The organism is Thermobacillus sp. ZCTH02-B1 (genome assembly GCF_002159085.1).
Taxonomy (GTDB): domain Bacteria; phylum Bacillota; class Bacilli; order Paenibacillales; family Paenibacillaceae; genus Thermobacillus.
Genome location: NZ_LZRU01000032.1, coordinates 1 through 13075, shown reverse-complemented (window position 1 = coordinate 13075; position 13075 = coordinate 1). Strand labels below are relative to the sequence as shown.

Genomic DNA, 13075 nt, shown 5'->3' with positions numbered 1-13075 from the left:
CGGGACCGTTATTGCCGCGCAAAGGGTTGGTCGCCCCGGCCGGTGCGGGTGAATAACGGTCCGTGGGACCGCTAATGGCCGTTCGCGCGGGGGGCGGAGCCGCGTTAACGGTCTGCGGGACCGTTATTACCGCGTGAAGGGGTAGTGCTTCAGGCCGGACAGGCGCTTGCCCGATCAGGCGCTCGTGATATACTCGGAATTGGCGCACACGATGGCGGGAGGTGCTGACGGTCTTGCATGATGCTCTGCTCGGCAGCTTCGTATCGGCCATGGCGACGCTTCTGGGCGGCCTCCCGGTGCTCCTGATCCGGGAAATGTCCGAGCGATGGAAAGACATCCTCGTTGCGTTCACCGCGGGGGTTATGGTGTCCGCGTCGACGTTCGGCCTGCTGCCGCAGGCGATCGCCGAAGCCGGCTTCTGGACCATGACCGTCGGACTTGTGCTCGGCGTGGCGGTGCTGGATGCGATCGAACGCAACATCCCCCACATCGACGTCGAGAACAAGAACGGCCTCCGCTCGCTCGACAACAAGGCGCTGCTCGTCATGATCGCACTCTTCATCCACAATATTCCCGAAGGCCTCAGCACGGGGTTCAGCTACGCGAGCGGGAACGCCGGACTCGGCCCGATGGTCGCGTTCGCGATCGGGGCGCAGAACATGCCGGAAGGGCTGATTCTGGCCGTTTTCCTCCTGAACGCGAGGACGCCGAGGCTCCAATCGTTGCTCATCGTGACGGCGACCGGCCTCACGGAAATGTTGTCGGCGGTGATCGGCTACGCGGCGGCCAGCACGATCGACGGGCTGATCGGTCCGGGACTGGCGTTTGCGGCCGGAGCCATGCTGTTCATCTCGTACAAGGAGCTTATCCCGGAGAGCCACGGGCACGGGTTCGAACGTCCCTCGACGTTCAGCTTCATCGCCGGCCTGATCGTGATGATCTATATCGCGGAACTGTTCGGATGACAACTTCGCGTTCGGATGACAACCTTGCATGCGGGGTGGGCACATGGACGTTCTGGAAGCGATCCGCACGCGGCGGTCGATCGGAAGGGTGAGCCGGGAGCCGGTGCCGCGCGAGACGATCGAGGCGATCCTCGAGGCGGCCAACTGGGCGCCGAGCCACTACGGCACGGAGCCGTGGCGGTTCCGCGTCATGACCGGGGACGGACGCGGCGTACTCGCGAAGGCCTACGGCGACATCGCGGCGCTTGAAGCGCCGGAGGAGAAGCGTGAAGAGGCGCGCGCGAAGGCGGAGGCGAAGGCGTACCGCGCGCCGGTCGTCATCGCCGTGTCGGCGCTGCCGTCCGACGCGCCGAAGGTCGTGCGCGCCGAGGAGCTCGCGGCGACCCACGCGGCCGTGCAGAATCTGCTGCTCGCGGCGCACGCGCTCGGGCTGGCCGCGATCTGGCGGACCGGCGGGCCGATGTACCATCCGCTCATGAAGCAGGCGCTGGGCCTTGCGGAGAACGAGGAGCTCGTCGCCCTCGTCTATCTGGGCAAGCCGGAAGGACCTCCGCCCGAAGGCAGGCGCAGGCCGGTGTCCGGGAAGACGATCTGGATGACGTGATCCGTCGGATCGCGGCGAACCGTGGGAAGCGGAGGGCGATGCGGGATCGGTCCGAAGCCGCATTGACTTCCCGCCGCTTTTCGTGCGAAAATGTACACGCGTACATTCAGGCTGTTCAACCGTCATTCGCCGTTGGCGGCCGGAAGGAGGAACGATGTGGCGTCCCGCAAGGATGTGGCGAAGCTGGCCGGCGTCTCGGAAGCGACGGTCTCGCGCGTGCTGAACGGCGTCGGTCCGGTGCGGGAGGAGACGCGGCGGCGGGTGCTGGAGGCGGCGCGGAAGCTCCATTACGAGATCCACGCCCTGGCGGCCAGCTTCGCGCGGGGGCGGAGCGGCAACCTCGGCGTCGTGCTGCCGCATGTGCCGAAGGTGCGCCTGTTCTCGACGTACTATTTTTCCGAGATGCTGGGCGGCATCGGGGAAGTCGCGCGCGAGCGCGGCATGGGGCTGCTCCTTCTGTACCGCACGCCGGGGGAGGCGTACGATTACGTGCCGCTGTTCCGCTCGGTGCGGATCGACGCCTGCATCGTGCTCGGCGCGAGCAGCCTGCCGGAGGAGGAAGCGGGCATCCGGGCGATGGCAGACGAGGGGCTGCCGTTCTGCCTGATCGACCATGTGAGCGGGGACGGCCGGGCGAGCGCCGTCTGCGCGGCGCACGAGGAAGGCAGCGTGCGCGCGGTCAGGCATTTGATTGAGAACGGTTACCGGAAGATCGGTTTTCTCAACGGTTCCCCCTGGTATTCGCCCAGCCGCGAGCGGGAAGCCGGCTATCTGCGCGCGCTGCGGGAGGCGGGCCTTGCGCCGGACCCGAAGCGGATGTTCGCCGGCAATTACAGCCGCACGAGCGGCCGCCGCGCGGCGGAGGAGGTGTACGCCCGGCTGCGCGATCTCGACGCGGTGTTCGTCGCGAACGACCGGATGGCGATCGGGCTCATGCAGGCGCTGCGCGAGCGCGGCGTCCGCGTGCCGGACGACCTTGCGATCGTCGGCTGCGACGATTCGGACCTGGCCGCGATGGTGGACCCGCCGCTCACCTCCGTCCGCGTGCCGTTCGTCGAGATGGGCAGGACCGCCGCGGAGCGGCTGCTGGACCGGCTGCCCGCATGGCGGGGAGCGGAATCCGTGTTCCACGAGACGCTGCCGACGGAGCTCGTCGTGCGCGAGTCGTCCGCGCCGCGTCCGTGAAAGGGCCGGTTCCGGCCCCATTTCACAATCCCGTACGGGGAGGAGTGATCCGCATGAAGCGGTACAACATCGGCATGGTCGGGTACAAGTTCATGGGCAAGGCGCACAGCCACGCCTACAAGGAAGCGCCGATGGCGTTTCCCGGCACGCCGGTGCCGGTCATGAAGGTGATTTGCGGCCGGGACAAGGCCGGCGTCGAGCGGGCGGCCGCCCAGTTCGGCTGGGAAGAAGCGGTCACCGACTGGCGCGAGCTGGTGGGGCGCGATGACATCGACATCGTCGACATCAACGCGCCGTCGGACGTGCACAAGGACATCGCGATCGCGGCCGCGAAGGCGGGCAAGCACGTGTTCTGCGAGAAGCCGCTGGCGCTGAATCTCGCCGACGCGCGCGAGATGCTGAAGGCCGCCGAGGAAGCCGGCGTCCGGCACATGATCTGCTTCAACTACCGGTTCGCTCCCGCGGTGCAGCTCGCGAAGAAGCTCGTGGAGGAGGGGCGGCTCGGCCGGATCTACCACTTCCGCGCCGTCTTCCTGCAGGACTGGATCGTCGATCCGGATTTCCCGCTCGTCTGGCGGCTGGACAAACGGGTCGCGGGATCCGGGGCGCACGGCGATCTGGGCGCGCATCTGATCGATCTTGCGCATTTCCTCGTCGGCGACATCGAGGAGGTCGTCGGCGTGAGCGAGACGTTCATCCGGGAGCGGCCGCTGCCGTCCTCGATGACCGGCCTCAGCGCGAAGGGCGATGCGTCCGCGCCGAAGGGCCAGGTGACGGTCGATGACGCGACGCTGTTCCTTGCGCGCTTTGCCAATGGCGCGCTCGGCAGCTTCGAGGCGACGCGCCTCGCGCCGGGCCACCGGTGCACGAACGCCTTCGAGATCAACGGCTCGAAGGGCAGCGTGAAGTTCGATTTCGAGCGGATGAACGAACTGCAGGTGTACTTTACGGACGACGCGGAGGACGTGCAGGGCTTCCGCCGCGTCATGGCGACCGACCCGGCGCACGCCTATATGGAGGGCTGGTGGCCGGCCGGACACTCGATCGGCTACGGCCAGACGTTCACGCACGTCATCGTCGAGCTGCTGAATGCGATCGCGGAGAACCGGCAGCCGGTGCCGAACTTCCATGACGGCGTGAAATGCCAGGCGGTGCTCGAGGCGGTCGAGAAATCGATCGAAGAGCGGCGCTGGGTGCGCATCAGCGAAATGTGACACGGGTCCGGCGGAGCGGACGCGGCGGATCGTCCCATGTCCGCGTCCGCTCCCCGGCCGGAAGGAACGGAAAGGAGACCCCCATGAAGAAGAAGGCGCTGATCGTATGGGGCGGCTGGGACGGCCACGAGCCCGACCAGGCCGCGGAGCATTTCCGGGGAATTCTGGAGAAGGAAGGCTTCGAGGTCGAGGTGTCGGATACGCTGGAGTCTTTTGCCGACCCCGAGAAACTCAAATCGCTCGACCTCATCATCCCGATCTGGACGATGGGCAAGATCAAAAAGCGCTACGTGCGCAACGTGTCGGAGGCGGTGCAGGCCGGCGTCGGCCTCGCGGGCTGCCACGGCGGCATGTGCGACGCGTTCCGCGAGAACGTGGACTGGCAGTTCATGACCGGGGGCAACTGGGTCGCACACCCGGGCAACGACGGCGTCGAATACCTCGTCCACATCAAGCAGTCTTCGAGCCCGCTGACGGAGGGGATCGGGGATTTCACGGTGCGAAGCGAGCAGTACTACCTGCACGTCGACCCCGCGGTCGAGGTGCTGGCCGTGACCCGGTTCCCGACCGTGCCCGGTCCGCACATGCTGAACGGGCCGGTGGAGATGCCGGTCATCTGGACGAAGCGCTGGGGTGTCGGACGCGTCTACTACTGCTCGCTCGGCCACAAGGCGGAGATTCTCCGCATGCCGGTCGTGACGGAGCTGATGCGGCGCGGCTTCCTGTGGGCCGCGGAAGGCAAGGCGCTGTACGGCGGAACGAACCCGGTCATCTACACGGACTACACGGGCATGGGCGACAGCCCGGACTGAGCCGTCTTCCGGCGGTTGCCGGCGGACACGGGCGGACATGAACGGACAACAGGAATCGAATCACATTCCGATGCGGAAAGAAGGAACATGCGGCCATGGACAAGGTGAAAGCCGGCATCATTGGAACCGGCAACATCAGCGGCGTGTATTTCCGGAACGGCGGACGGTTTGAGTCGCTCGAGATCGTCGCCTGCGCGGATATCGACGTCGGGCGCGCGATCGCGAAGGGAGCCGAGCACGGCGTGCGCGGCTGCACCGTCGAGGAGCTGCTCGCCAATCCGGAGATCGAAATGGTCATCAACCTGACGGTTCCGAAGGCGCACGCTCCCGTGAACCTGCAGGCGCTCGAGGCCGGCAAACACGTCTACGTGGAGAAACCGCTGGCGGTGACGCTCGAGGAAGCCCGCGAGGTGATGGAGCTGGCCGCGCGCAAGGGGCTTTTCGTCGGCTGCGCGCCCGACACGTTCCTGGGCGGCGGCATCCAGACCTGCATCAAGCTGATCGAGGAGGGCGCGATCGGCACGCCGGTCGGCGCGACGGCGTTCATGATGAGCGGCGGCCACGAATCGTGGCACCCCTCGCCGGAGTTCTACTACCAGCCCGGCGGCGGGCCGATGTTCGACATGGGGCCGTATTATCTGACGGCGCTTGTCGCGATGCTCGGCCCGATCCGGCGCGTCACCGGCTCGGCGCGGATTTCGTTCCCCGAGCGGACGATCACGAGCCAGCCGAAGGCCGGGACGGTCATCCCGGTCGAGGTGCCGACGCACGTCGCCGGCGTCATCGACTTCGAGGCGGGACCGGTCGCGACGATCATCACGAGCTTCGACGTGCCGGGCGGTTCGACGGTGCCGCGCATCGAGGTGTACGGCAGCGAGGGGACGCTTGTCGTGCCGGACCCGAACACGTTCGGCGGTCCGGTGAGGCTGCGCCGGGCCGGATCGGGCGAATGGGTCGAGGTGCCGCTCACCCACGGCCACACCGACAACGCGCGCGGCATCGGCGCCGCCGACATGGCGAAGGCGATCCGCACGGGCCGGCCATATCGCGCAAGCGGCGAGCTCGCCTACCACGTGCTCGAGGCGATGCACGGATTCCACATCGCGTCGGAGGAAGACCGGCATTACCGGCTGTCGAGCACGTGCGCGAAGCCGCGGCCGCTTCCGGCCGGGCTGCCGGAGTACACGCTGGATTGAGGAAAGGAAAAAGCCGATCGGGAAGGCGTTTCGAACCGCACCCAGTCAGGCGCAGGTGACGGGTGCCGTTCATGTCCGCGTTCCCGGTCGGCTTTCGTCATGTTCCGTTCCGGCGGCTTAATCGGATCCGGCGGCGGGCGGCGTGCTTGGGCGGTGTGCAGCGCGATGCGCCCGGGCGCATGCTTTGGCGGTGTGCAACGCGAAGCGCCCGGGCGGTATGCGGCGAAGGTGTGCAGGCCGCCTTATGCCCGGCGCGCGCGGAGCGCCCGCCACTTCTTGTACTGGTAATAAATCGTGCAGCCGATGCAGTAGCCCGCCACGGCAGCCAGCGCGGCCAGGCCGACCATGCCGGCGGCGATGTGCCCCGGCAGGTGCCAGCCGGCCAGGTGGAAGACGGACGACAGACCGAGCAGCGAGACGGCGATCGTCTGGTTGAACCGGGCGAGCTCCGCGGCCTGCGTTTCGGACCGGTTCAGCCGTTCCCCGGTCAGGGCGAGGCGTCCCAGTTGCATGAACAGATTGGCGCGCGGGCCGAAGGCGAGGCCGGCAAGCTGGATCAGGAAGAGGGCATAGATCCACCAGGGTTGCTGCGCGGCCAGCGACAGGACGACGAACAGGACGATGCCGGACTGGTTCGTTTTGACCAGGAGAAGTGGGATTTCCTTCATGCGCGGAACCTCCTTGCAGCCGTGCGGATGCCATTAAAACCGACCAATCATATCCATCTGCTTACCATTAAAGCGCGGCAGCGTGCGGATGTCAATGGCGGCGGACGGGAAGCGGCAAGGTGGACGGGCGGTAGGAAGCAAGGTGGATATGTTTCCGCAGGCAGGCGCATATGCTGGGATGAGGGTGCCGCCGGACGGGCGGCGCCGACGCGCGGCTGCGGAGGTGAATCGGATGGCGAGACGGGGAGGGCGCGGGATCGCGCGGCTGCTGGGAGCGCTGCTGGCGGCCGGGCGCCCGGGGATGCGTTTTCGCGCACGCAGGCGGCCGGGCGCGCGGTTTGTGCCCGGAGGCAACCGTTCCGCATTCGGCGCGCGGTTCGTGCCCGGAGGAAGCCTTTCCGCATCCGGCGATCGCTTCGTTCCCGCAAGACGGCCCGTGTCCGGCGGCGGAATCATCTCCGGCGGCCGGCCCGCAGCCGCGGCCCGTCCATCCGCCGGCGGCAGATTCGTCGCGCGCCGGCGCCGCACCCTGTCGCTTCCCAGCTTCCTGCGCCAGCGAGACGGCCGGCGCCAGAGCAGTGGAAGCGCCCGCTCCGGCCCGGACCGGCCGGGCGGGAAGGGGCGTCGGATCGGCGGGAAACGGCTGGTCCTGATCGTCTTCCTGTCGTTCCTCGCGTTCACGGTGTTCGCGTTTGTCTACGTGGAGCGCCATCTGCGTCCACCGCTCATGCACGTCGCCACGATGCGCGTGAAGCAGATCGTGACGCAGGCGATCAACGAGGCGATCATGACCCAGGTGGCGAGCCGGACGGACGCGGAGCGGCTCGTGGAGTGGCAGAAGAGCGAGGACGGCCGGGTGACCGGCTTCATGCTCAATTACGCCGAGCACATGCGCATCACGTCGGAGACGGTTGAGACGGTGCAGCGGACGCTGTACGAGATCAAACACGTGCCCGAATATATCCCGATCGGCCAGGCGTTCGGCAGCGCGGTGATCGCGTCGTTCGGCCCGCGCATGCCCGTCCGCTTCGAGCCCGTGGGTGCGGCGAAGGTCGAGCTCGGCACGCGCCAGCGGGATGCGGGCATCAACATGATCCTCGTCGAGGTGTTCGTCCGGATTACGGCCGAGATGGCGATTATCATCCCGTTCGACACGAAACCGGAGACGGTCGTGACGGAAATTCCGATCTCGTATCTGCTCGTCGTGGGCGACGTGCCGATGTATTACTTCGACAACAAGGGGAATCCGGGCGGCTCGTCGGCCGATCACGCGCCGAACATTGCGCTGACGTTGCCGCCGTCGGGGGACAGCGCGACGTCCGCCGATCCCGCCGGAGACGAGAGCGGCGAAGCGGCGCCGGAGCAGCCGGGGGAGATGTGACCGCGGGGCGGCCGGAACGGATCCGCCATGCGGGGAACCGGAACGAATCCGCCCGGTTCCGGCGGCCCGCAACCGCCAGCCGGCCGGCCGGCGCCGAACGCCGGCAGGTTCTCCTTCGGCCCGCCCGGTTCACCGGTAGGTGCCGTTCCGGATCCGCTGCCAGTCCTCGCGTTCCCATTTTTTCAACAGCGGATAGGGGTCGAACGCCCACTCGACGAGGCCGCGGTCGCGATACAGGCCGAAATGGAGGTGGGGAGGGAACTTGCCCGACGTGCCCGGCTTGCCGTAGCCGGAGCTGCCGACCCAGCCGATCACCTGGCCCGGCTTGACGATGTCGCCGGGCTTCAGGTTTTTGTCGTAGCCGGACAGATGGGCGAAGTAATGGTAGACGTTGTCGATGTCCCGGATGCCGATTCGCCATCCGCCGAACCGGTTCCATCCCTTCGTCTCGACGACGCCGTAGCAGGTGCTGCGGACGGGCACGCCGTAATCGGCGAAGATGTCCGTCCCCTCGTGGATCCGGTAGCCGCCCCAGCCCCGCGCCGCGCCCCACGTGTCCCGGTACGAGTAGTCGGCGCGCACGGGCAGCGGGAACGCGTGCTCGTCGAGATCGAGGCGGTCGAAATGCGCATACAGCTTGGAAAATTGCAGCACGCGCTGGACGGCCCGCGAGTTGTGGTAATACTCCCACAGCCCGATCGCGAGATCGTCCTCCGACGTGCCGGATTTCAGCAGCTGCTGCGCGACCGTCCAGAGGATGTCCTCATCGTCCGTACGGTCGGCGCGCCCGTCGCCGTTGCCGTCGAGACCGATGCCGCCGAAATGGCGGATGACCGCCGGATCGGTCTCCTCTTCGTCCGGGTTCAGCTCGCCCGCCCACCGCGCGGGCGGGATGTAGATCGCGATCAGTCCTTTCGGCTGCGGCCTCGATTTCGGACGCGCCTTCGTCAGCGTCCGCTCGTACTGGTCGATCGCGGCCAGCACGTGCCAGGGAATGCCGGTCAGCATGCTGACGCGCTCGAACATCGCGCGGCGTTCGGCATAAATGTCGAGGGAAGGCGCCTCCCCGCCCGCGGACGGCGCCGCCCGGACGATGCCGGCGGACGCGCCCGCGAGCATCGCCAGGGTGCAGCAGACGGCAGTGAAGCGCCGAACGGCCCGCATCGCCTCGCCGGCTCGCCGAACGGTCCGCAATGCCGCGCCGGCCTGCCGGATGGTCCGCTCCGCTCCGCCGGACCGTCCGTCGGACCCCGCCGCCGCGCCGGATCCTCTCCGCTTGAGCCGAAGCATAGCGTTCCATCGCCTCCTTGTCCTCCGTTATTCTCTGCAGATCATTGGTTTTTATCCGAAACGTGTTATAATAAGAAAGATTATGGTTCCACCACAACAAGGGCACGGGACCTCCGGTCCCGCCCGTAAAGGAAAGCGGGTTATCCCCATGAGCGCACGCGAGAGGCAGAAGACGCCGAAGCCGGATTGGCTCCGCATCCGCCTGGCGACGGACGGCGGCTACGCTGAGCTGAAGTCGATGATGCGCGCGAAGGCGCTGCACACCGTATGCGAGGAAGCGCGCTGTCCGAATATCTACGAATGCTGGGCGAACCGGACGGCGACGTTCATGATTCTCGGCGACATCTGCACCCGCGCCTGCCGGTTCTGCGCCGTGAAGACCGGCATGCCGACGGAGCTGGATTTGGCCGAGCCGGAGCGGGTCGCGGAGGCGGCCGAGCAGATGGGGCTCAGGCACTGCGTCGTGACGAGCGTCGCGCGCGACGACCTCGCCGACGGCGGCGCCTCGATCTTCGCGATGACGATCCGCGCGATCCGCAAACGGCTGCCGCTGTGCAGCGTGGAAGTGCTGATCCCGGACTTCCAGGGGAACTGGGACGCGCTGCGCGTCGTGATGGACGCGAAGCCGGACATCCTGAACCACAACATCGAGACGGTCCGCCGCCTGTCCGACAAGGTGCGGGCGAAGGCGAAATACGACCGCTCGCTGGAGCTGCTCCGTCGGGCGAAGGAGATGCGGCCGGAGATCCCGACGAAGTCGGGCCTGATGCTCGGCGTCGGGGAGGAATGGCACGAAATTCTCGAGGCGATGGACGACCTGCGCGCCGCGGGCTGCGACATTCTGACGATCGGGCAGTATCTGCAGCCGACGCCGAACCACCTGCCCGTCGAGCGATACGTACATCCGGACGAGTTCAAGGCGCTGAAGGAAGAAGGCTTGAAAAGGGGTTTCCGCCACGTCGAATCGGGACCGCTCGTGCGCAGCTCCTATCACGCCCATGAGCAGGTGCTGTCGGCGATGGCGGTGACAACCGGCCGCACCGGCGAATGAGGCCGATACAAGTCGAGGCGGAACCGTTGCGGGAAATGGGGGTTCATCTTGATCAACATCGGCGGCAGAATCTTCGAACTGGTGCTCGACCACAAGGGCGGCTGGAATCCCGAGGCGTTCCGGGAACGGTACAGCGAAGTGCTGGACCGCTATGACTACGTGTTCGGCGACTGGGGTTACAACCAGCTCAGGCTGAAGGGATTTTTCCGCGACGATCATCCGAAGGCGACGAAGGACACGGCGATTCGCTACCTCGTCGACTATCTCTACGAATACTGCAATTTCGGCTGTGCGTATTTCATCCTGCGGCGGGTAAACGTGAACGAGCGCTTCGGCTCGGCGGAGGGCGATGCGCCGTCCGTGTTCACGAGCGGGCTGCCGGCGGGCGGCGAGGCCGCCGCCGGACTGGCCGGCAAGGCGCAGGAGGGCGGCGAAGTGCTGATGCGCTGGCGGGCCGACCAGTCGACCGGACGCGAAGGCCGGGCGCTCCGCATCGCGGCCGAGCGGGCGGAGCTGGAGCAGCTTATCCTGCAGCGCGAGCTCAGGGAAGCGAAGGAGCGCGAGAAGCGCGAGAAACGGCAGAAGCTCAAGGCGCAGCAGAAGGGCTCGGGACAGGCAAGGCCGCATGGTCCGGGCGGCCAGCACGCACAGCAGGACCGTCAGGGATCGAAGCGGGGAGGCTCGTCCGGCGGGCGGCACGGGCATCAGGCCCAGGCGCCGGGCAAGGGAGACCGGCATCCGCAGCCGGGCGGCCGCAAGCAGGAAGCGGCCCGCGGCGACTCGAACCGCGCCCGCCAGCCGCATCGCCAGGGCGATGCGCAGCGCGGACAGCGCCGTTCGAAGGGCGACCGGTCCGGCGGACACCGCAAGCCGAATGCCGCGCAGGCCGCGCCTGCCGGATCCGGCGAGTCTTAAACAACGGAGAAAGGGGTTTTCCCGCTTGCGGGAAAACCCCTTTTCGCATGCCGCGATCTTCATTTCTTCACGGCCGCTTCGTAGCGCTTGCCGACTTCTTCCCAGTTCACAATGTTCCAGAATGCCGCGATGTAATCCGGACGCCGGTTCTGATACTTCAGGTAGTAGGCATGCTCCCACACGTCCAGGCCGAGGATCGGCGTGTCGCCTTCCATGAGCGGGCTGTCCTGGTTCGGCAGGCTGTACACCTTCAGCTTGCCTTCCGGCGAAACGGCCAGCCATGCCCAGCCGGAACCGAAGCGGGTAGCCGCCGCGTTCGAGAACGTTTCCTTGAACTTCTCGAACCCGCCGAGCTCGCGGTCGATCGCCGCCGCGAGCGCGCCCGTCGGAGCGCCGCCGCCGTTCGGGCTGAGGATTTGCCAGAACAGCGTGTGGTTCGCGTGCCCGCCGCCGTTGTTGCGGACGGCCGTGCGGATCGCTTCCGGCACGGCGTTCAGGTCGGAGATCAGCTCTTCGACCGTCTTGCTTTGCAGTTCCGGATAGTTGGCGAGCGCGTTGTTCAGATTCGTGACGTACGTGTTATGGTGACGGCCGTGGTGAATTTCCATCGTCGTCGCGTCGATGTAAGGTTCGAGCGCATTCGTCGGATACGGAAGCGGTGGCAGTTCATGAGCCATGGTCGCGTTACCTCCTGCGTTCAAATTTTACCCAGCCCTATTATCCATGATTCACCGGAATAAATCAACACGGATGTTGCGAAAGTCGCGGCAGACCGGCATCCGCATTTTTCGCGGCGGCCCGGGTAAATGGTGACAGCCTTCATGTCACCATCGGAATGCTAAGATCGTGGCGGGAAGCGGGGGATGCGAACTTGAGACGGATGGACAGGCTGGTGGCGATTCTGCTTGCGCTGCAGCAGCGGCCCGAGACGGCGCAGAGCCTGGCGGACAAATTCGAGGTGTCGAAGCGGACGATTCTGCGCGACATGCAGGCGCTGGCCGAGATGGGCGTGCCGATCTACGCCGAGCCCGGAGCCTCCGGCGGCTATCGGTTGATGGAAGGGTACAGGCTGCCACCCCTGTCGCTCGACTCGCGGGAGGCGCTCACCGTGCTGTTCGCGCTCCGCGCGCTGGAGCGGCTCGCCGACACGCCGTTCCGGGAAGCGCGCTGGACGGCGATCGACAAGATCCGGGCCGTCCTGCCGAAGCCGATGCTGGAATCGATCGAGCCGCTGCTGGACCGGGTCGGGATGGAGGTGCCGAAGCGCAAGGTGAGAACGCCGCATCTGCCGGAGCTCATGGAGCATGCCGCCGCTTCCCGCTGGATCCGCGTCGACTATCGGTCCGCCAGCCGCCGTCGCCGGCTGGAACTGCTTCCCCGTCGCATCTACGCGGCGCACGGATTCTGGTATTGCGAAGCGTACTCGCCGTTCCACGGCGAGACGCGCACGTTCCGCGTGGACCGGATGGAGGGCATCGAACCGTTGGATGGGCGGGCGCCGGAAGAGCCGCCGGGCGGACGCGCCGCACCGGAACCGCTTCCGCCCGTGCGGATCGTCGCCCGGCTCACCTACCGCGGCGCGCTTCTTGCCGAGCAGGACGAGCACATCGGCGGGGAGGTCATCCAGATCGCGGACGATGAATGGGAAGTCGCCTTCGACTGTCCGGCGGAGGAATGGAACTGGGCGGTGCGCTTCTTCTACGCGCTGGGACCGGACGCCGAGGTGAGGGAGCCGGAGCGGCTCCGGCGCGAAATCGCGGAAATGGCGAGGCGGGTATGCGAACGGTACGGACC

13 protein-coding genes are annotated in these 13075 nt (G+C 67.0%); 10 read left to right on the top strand and 3 right to left on the bottom strand.

Annotated elements, in window-relative coordinates:
- The first annotated feature begins 233 nt into the window (after positions 1 to 233).
- The 6 genes from A9Z00_RS13065 to A9Z00_RS13040 all read left to right on the top strand — a co-directional run bounded on the left by A9Z00_RS13065 (position 234) and on the right by A9Z00_RS13040 (position 5976).
- Complete coding sequence (locus tag A9Z00_RS13065; RefSeq protein ID WP_296978244.1) at positions 234 to 965, top strand: ZIP family metal transporter; 732 nt, start codon at positions 234 to 236, stop codon at positions 963 to 965.
- A gap of 43 nt (positions 966 to 1008) precedes the next feature.
- Positions 1009 to 1569, top strand: coding sequence for a nitroreductase family protein (locus A9Z00_RS13060; protein ID WP_296978241.1), 561 nt, complete (start codon positions 1009 to 1011; stop codon positions 1567 to 1569).
- Positions 1570 to 1725: 156 nt separating this feature from the next.
- The gene (locus tag A9Z00_RS13055) at positions 1726 to 2754 is read left to right on the top strand and encodes a LacI family DNA-binding transcriptional regulator (protein ID WP_296978239.1); all 1029 of its coding nucleotides are present in this window, start codon (positions 1726 to 1728) and stop codon (positions 2752 to 2754) included.
- Between the two features lie 53 nt (positions 2755 to 2807).
- The gene (locus tag A9Z00_RS13050; RefSeq protein WP_296978236.1) at positions 2808 to 3968 is read left to right on the top strand and encodes a Gfo/Idh/MocA family protein; all 1161 of its coding nucleotides are present in this window, start codon (positions 2808 to 2810) and stop codon (positions 3966 to 3968) included.
- A gap of 83 nt (positions 3969 to 4051) precedes the next feature.
- A complete protein-coding gene (locus A9Z00_RS13045) occupies positions 4052 to 4780 on the top strand; it encodes a ThuA domain-containing protein (protein ID WP_296978234.1) in 729 nt (242 codons plus the stop codon).
- A 95-nt stretch (positions 4781 to 4875) separates the two neighbouring features.
- Entirely contained in the window at positions 4876 to 5976 is a 1101-nt protein-coding gene (locus tag A9Z00_RS13040; protein WP_296978232.1) for a Gfo/Idh/MocA family protein, read from the top strand.
- Between the two features lie 242 nt (positions 5977 to 6218).
- Here A9Z00_RS13040 and A9Z00_RS13035 read toward each other — a convergent pair whose 3' ends face one another.
- Positions 6219 to 6644, bottom strand: a complete 426-nt coding sequence (locus A9Z00_RS13035; protein ID WP_296978229.1) for a DUF4395 domain-containing protein — start codon at positions 6642 to 6644, stop codon at positions 6219 to 6221.
- A gap of 232 nt (positions 6645 to 6876) precedes the next feature.
- Between A9Z00_RS13035 and yunB the strand changes: the two genes are divergently transcribed.
- Positions 6877 to 8025 carry a sporulation protein YunB gene (gene yunB / locus A9Z00_RS13030; RefSeq protein WP_296978226.1) on the top strand — a complete coding sequence of 383 codons (1149 nt, stop codon included), beginning with the start codon at positions 6877 to 6879 and terminating at the stop codon, positions 8023 to 8025.
- A 129-nt stretch (positions 8026 to 8154) separates the two neighbouring features.
- Here yunB and A9Z00_RS13025 read toward each other — a convergent pair whose 3' ends face one another.
- Positions 8155 to 9189, bottom strand: coding sequence for a M23 family metallopeptidase (locus tag A9Z00_RS13025; RefSeq protein WP_483316312.1), 1035 nt, complete (start codon positions 9187 to 9189; stop codon positions 8155 to 8157).
- 274 nt (positions 9190 to 9463) lie between these two features.
- Between A9Z00_RS13025 and lipA the strand changes: the two genes are divergently transcribed.
- Both lipA and A9Z00_RS13015 read left to right on the top strand, forming a co-directional pair.
- Positions 9464 to 10366, top strand: a complete 903-nt coding sequence (gene lipA, locus A9Z00_RS13020; protein ID WP_296978220.1) for a lipoyl synthase — start codon at positions 9464 to 9466, stop codon at positions 10364 to 10366.
- 48 nt (positions 10367 to 10414) lie between these two features.
- Complete coding sequence (locus A9Z00_RS13015) at positions 10415 to 11281, top strand: YutD-like domain-containing protein (protein ID WP_296978218.1); 867 nt, start codon at positions 10415 to 10417, stop codon at positions 11279 to 11281.
- 59 nt (positions 11282 to 11340) lie between these two features.
- On the opposite strand, the gene A9Z00_RS13010 is transcribed toward A9Z00_RS13015, so the two are convergent.
- A complete protein-coding gene (locus tag A9Z00_RS13010; protein ID WP_296978215.1) occupies positions 11341 to 11958 on the bottom strand; it encodes a superoxide dismutase in 618 nt (205 codons plus the stop codon).
- A 203-nt stretch (positions 11959 to 12161) separates the two neighbouring features.
- On the opposite strand from A9Z00_RS13010, the gene A9Z00_RS13005 reads away from it, so the two are divergent.
- Positions 12162 to 13075 (top strand): helix-turn-helix transcriptional regulator (locus tag A9Z00_RS13005; protein ID WP_367189569.1); only part of this gene is annotated, 914 nt, incomplete at its 3' end.

What these genes read in the sequence shown, in the direction of transcription:
- A9Z00_RS13010 (WP_296978215.1), bottom strand. Translation starts at nt 11,958, where the DNA reads ATGGCTCATGAACTGCCACCGCTTCCGTATCCGACGAATGCGCTCGAA.
- A9Z00_RS13060 (WP_296978241.1), top strand. Translation starts at nt 1,009, where the DNA reads ATGGACGTTCTGGAAGCGATCCGCACGCGGCGGTCGATCGGAAGGGTG.
- yunB (WP_296978226.1), top strand. Translation starts at nt 6,877, where the DNA reads ATGGCGAGACGGGGAGGGCGCGGGATCGCGCGGCTGCTGGGAGCGCTG.
- A9Z00_RS13050 (WP_296978236.1), top strand. Translation starts at nt 2,808, where the DNA reads ATGAAGCGGTACAACATCGGCATGGTCGGGTACAAGTTCATGGGCAAG.
- A9Z00_RS13040 (WP_296978232.1), top strand. Translation starts at nt 4,876, where the DNA reads ATGGACAAGGTGAAAGCCGGCATCATTGGAACCGGCAACATCAGCGGC.
- lipA (WP_296978220.1), top strand. Translation starts at nt 9,464, where the DNA reads ATGAGCGCACGCGAGAGGCAGAAGACGCCGAAGCCGGATTGGCTCCGC.
- A9Z00_RS13025 (WP_483316312.1), bottom strand. Translation starts at nt 9,189, where the DNA reads ATGCGGGCCGTTCGGCGCTTCACTGCCGTCTGCTGCACCCTGGCGATG.
- A9Z00_RS13035 (WP_296978229.1), bottom strand. Translation starts at nt 6,644, where the DNA reads ATGAAGGAAATCCCACTTCTCCTGGTCAAAACGAACCAGTCCGGCATC.
- A9Z00_RS13045 (WP_296978234.1), top strand. Translation starts at nt 4,052, where the DNA reads ATGAAGAAGAAGGCGCTGATCGTATGGGGCGGCTGGGACGGCCACGAG.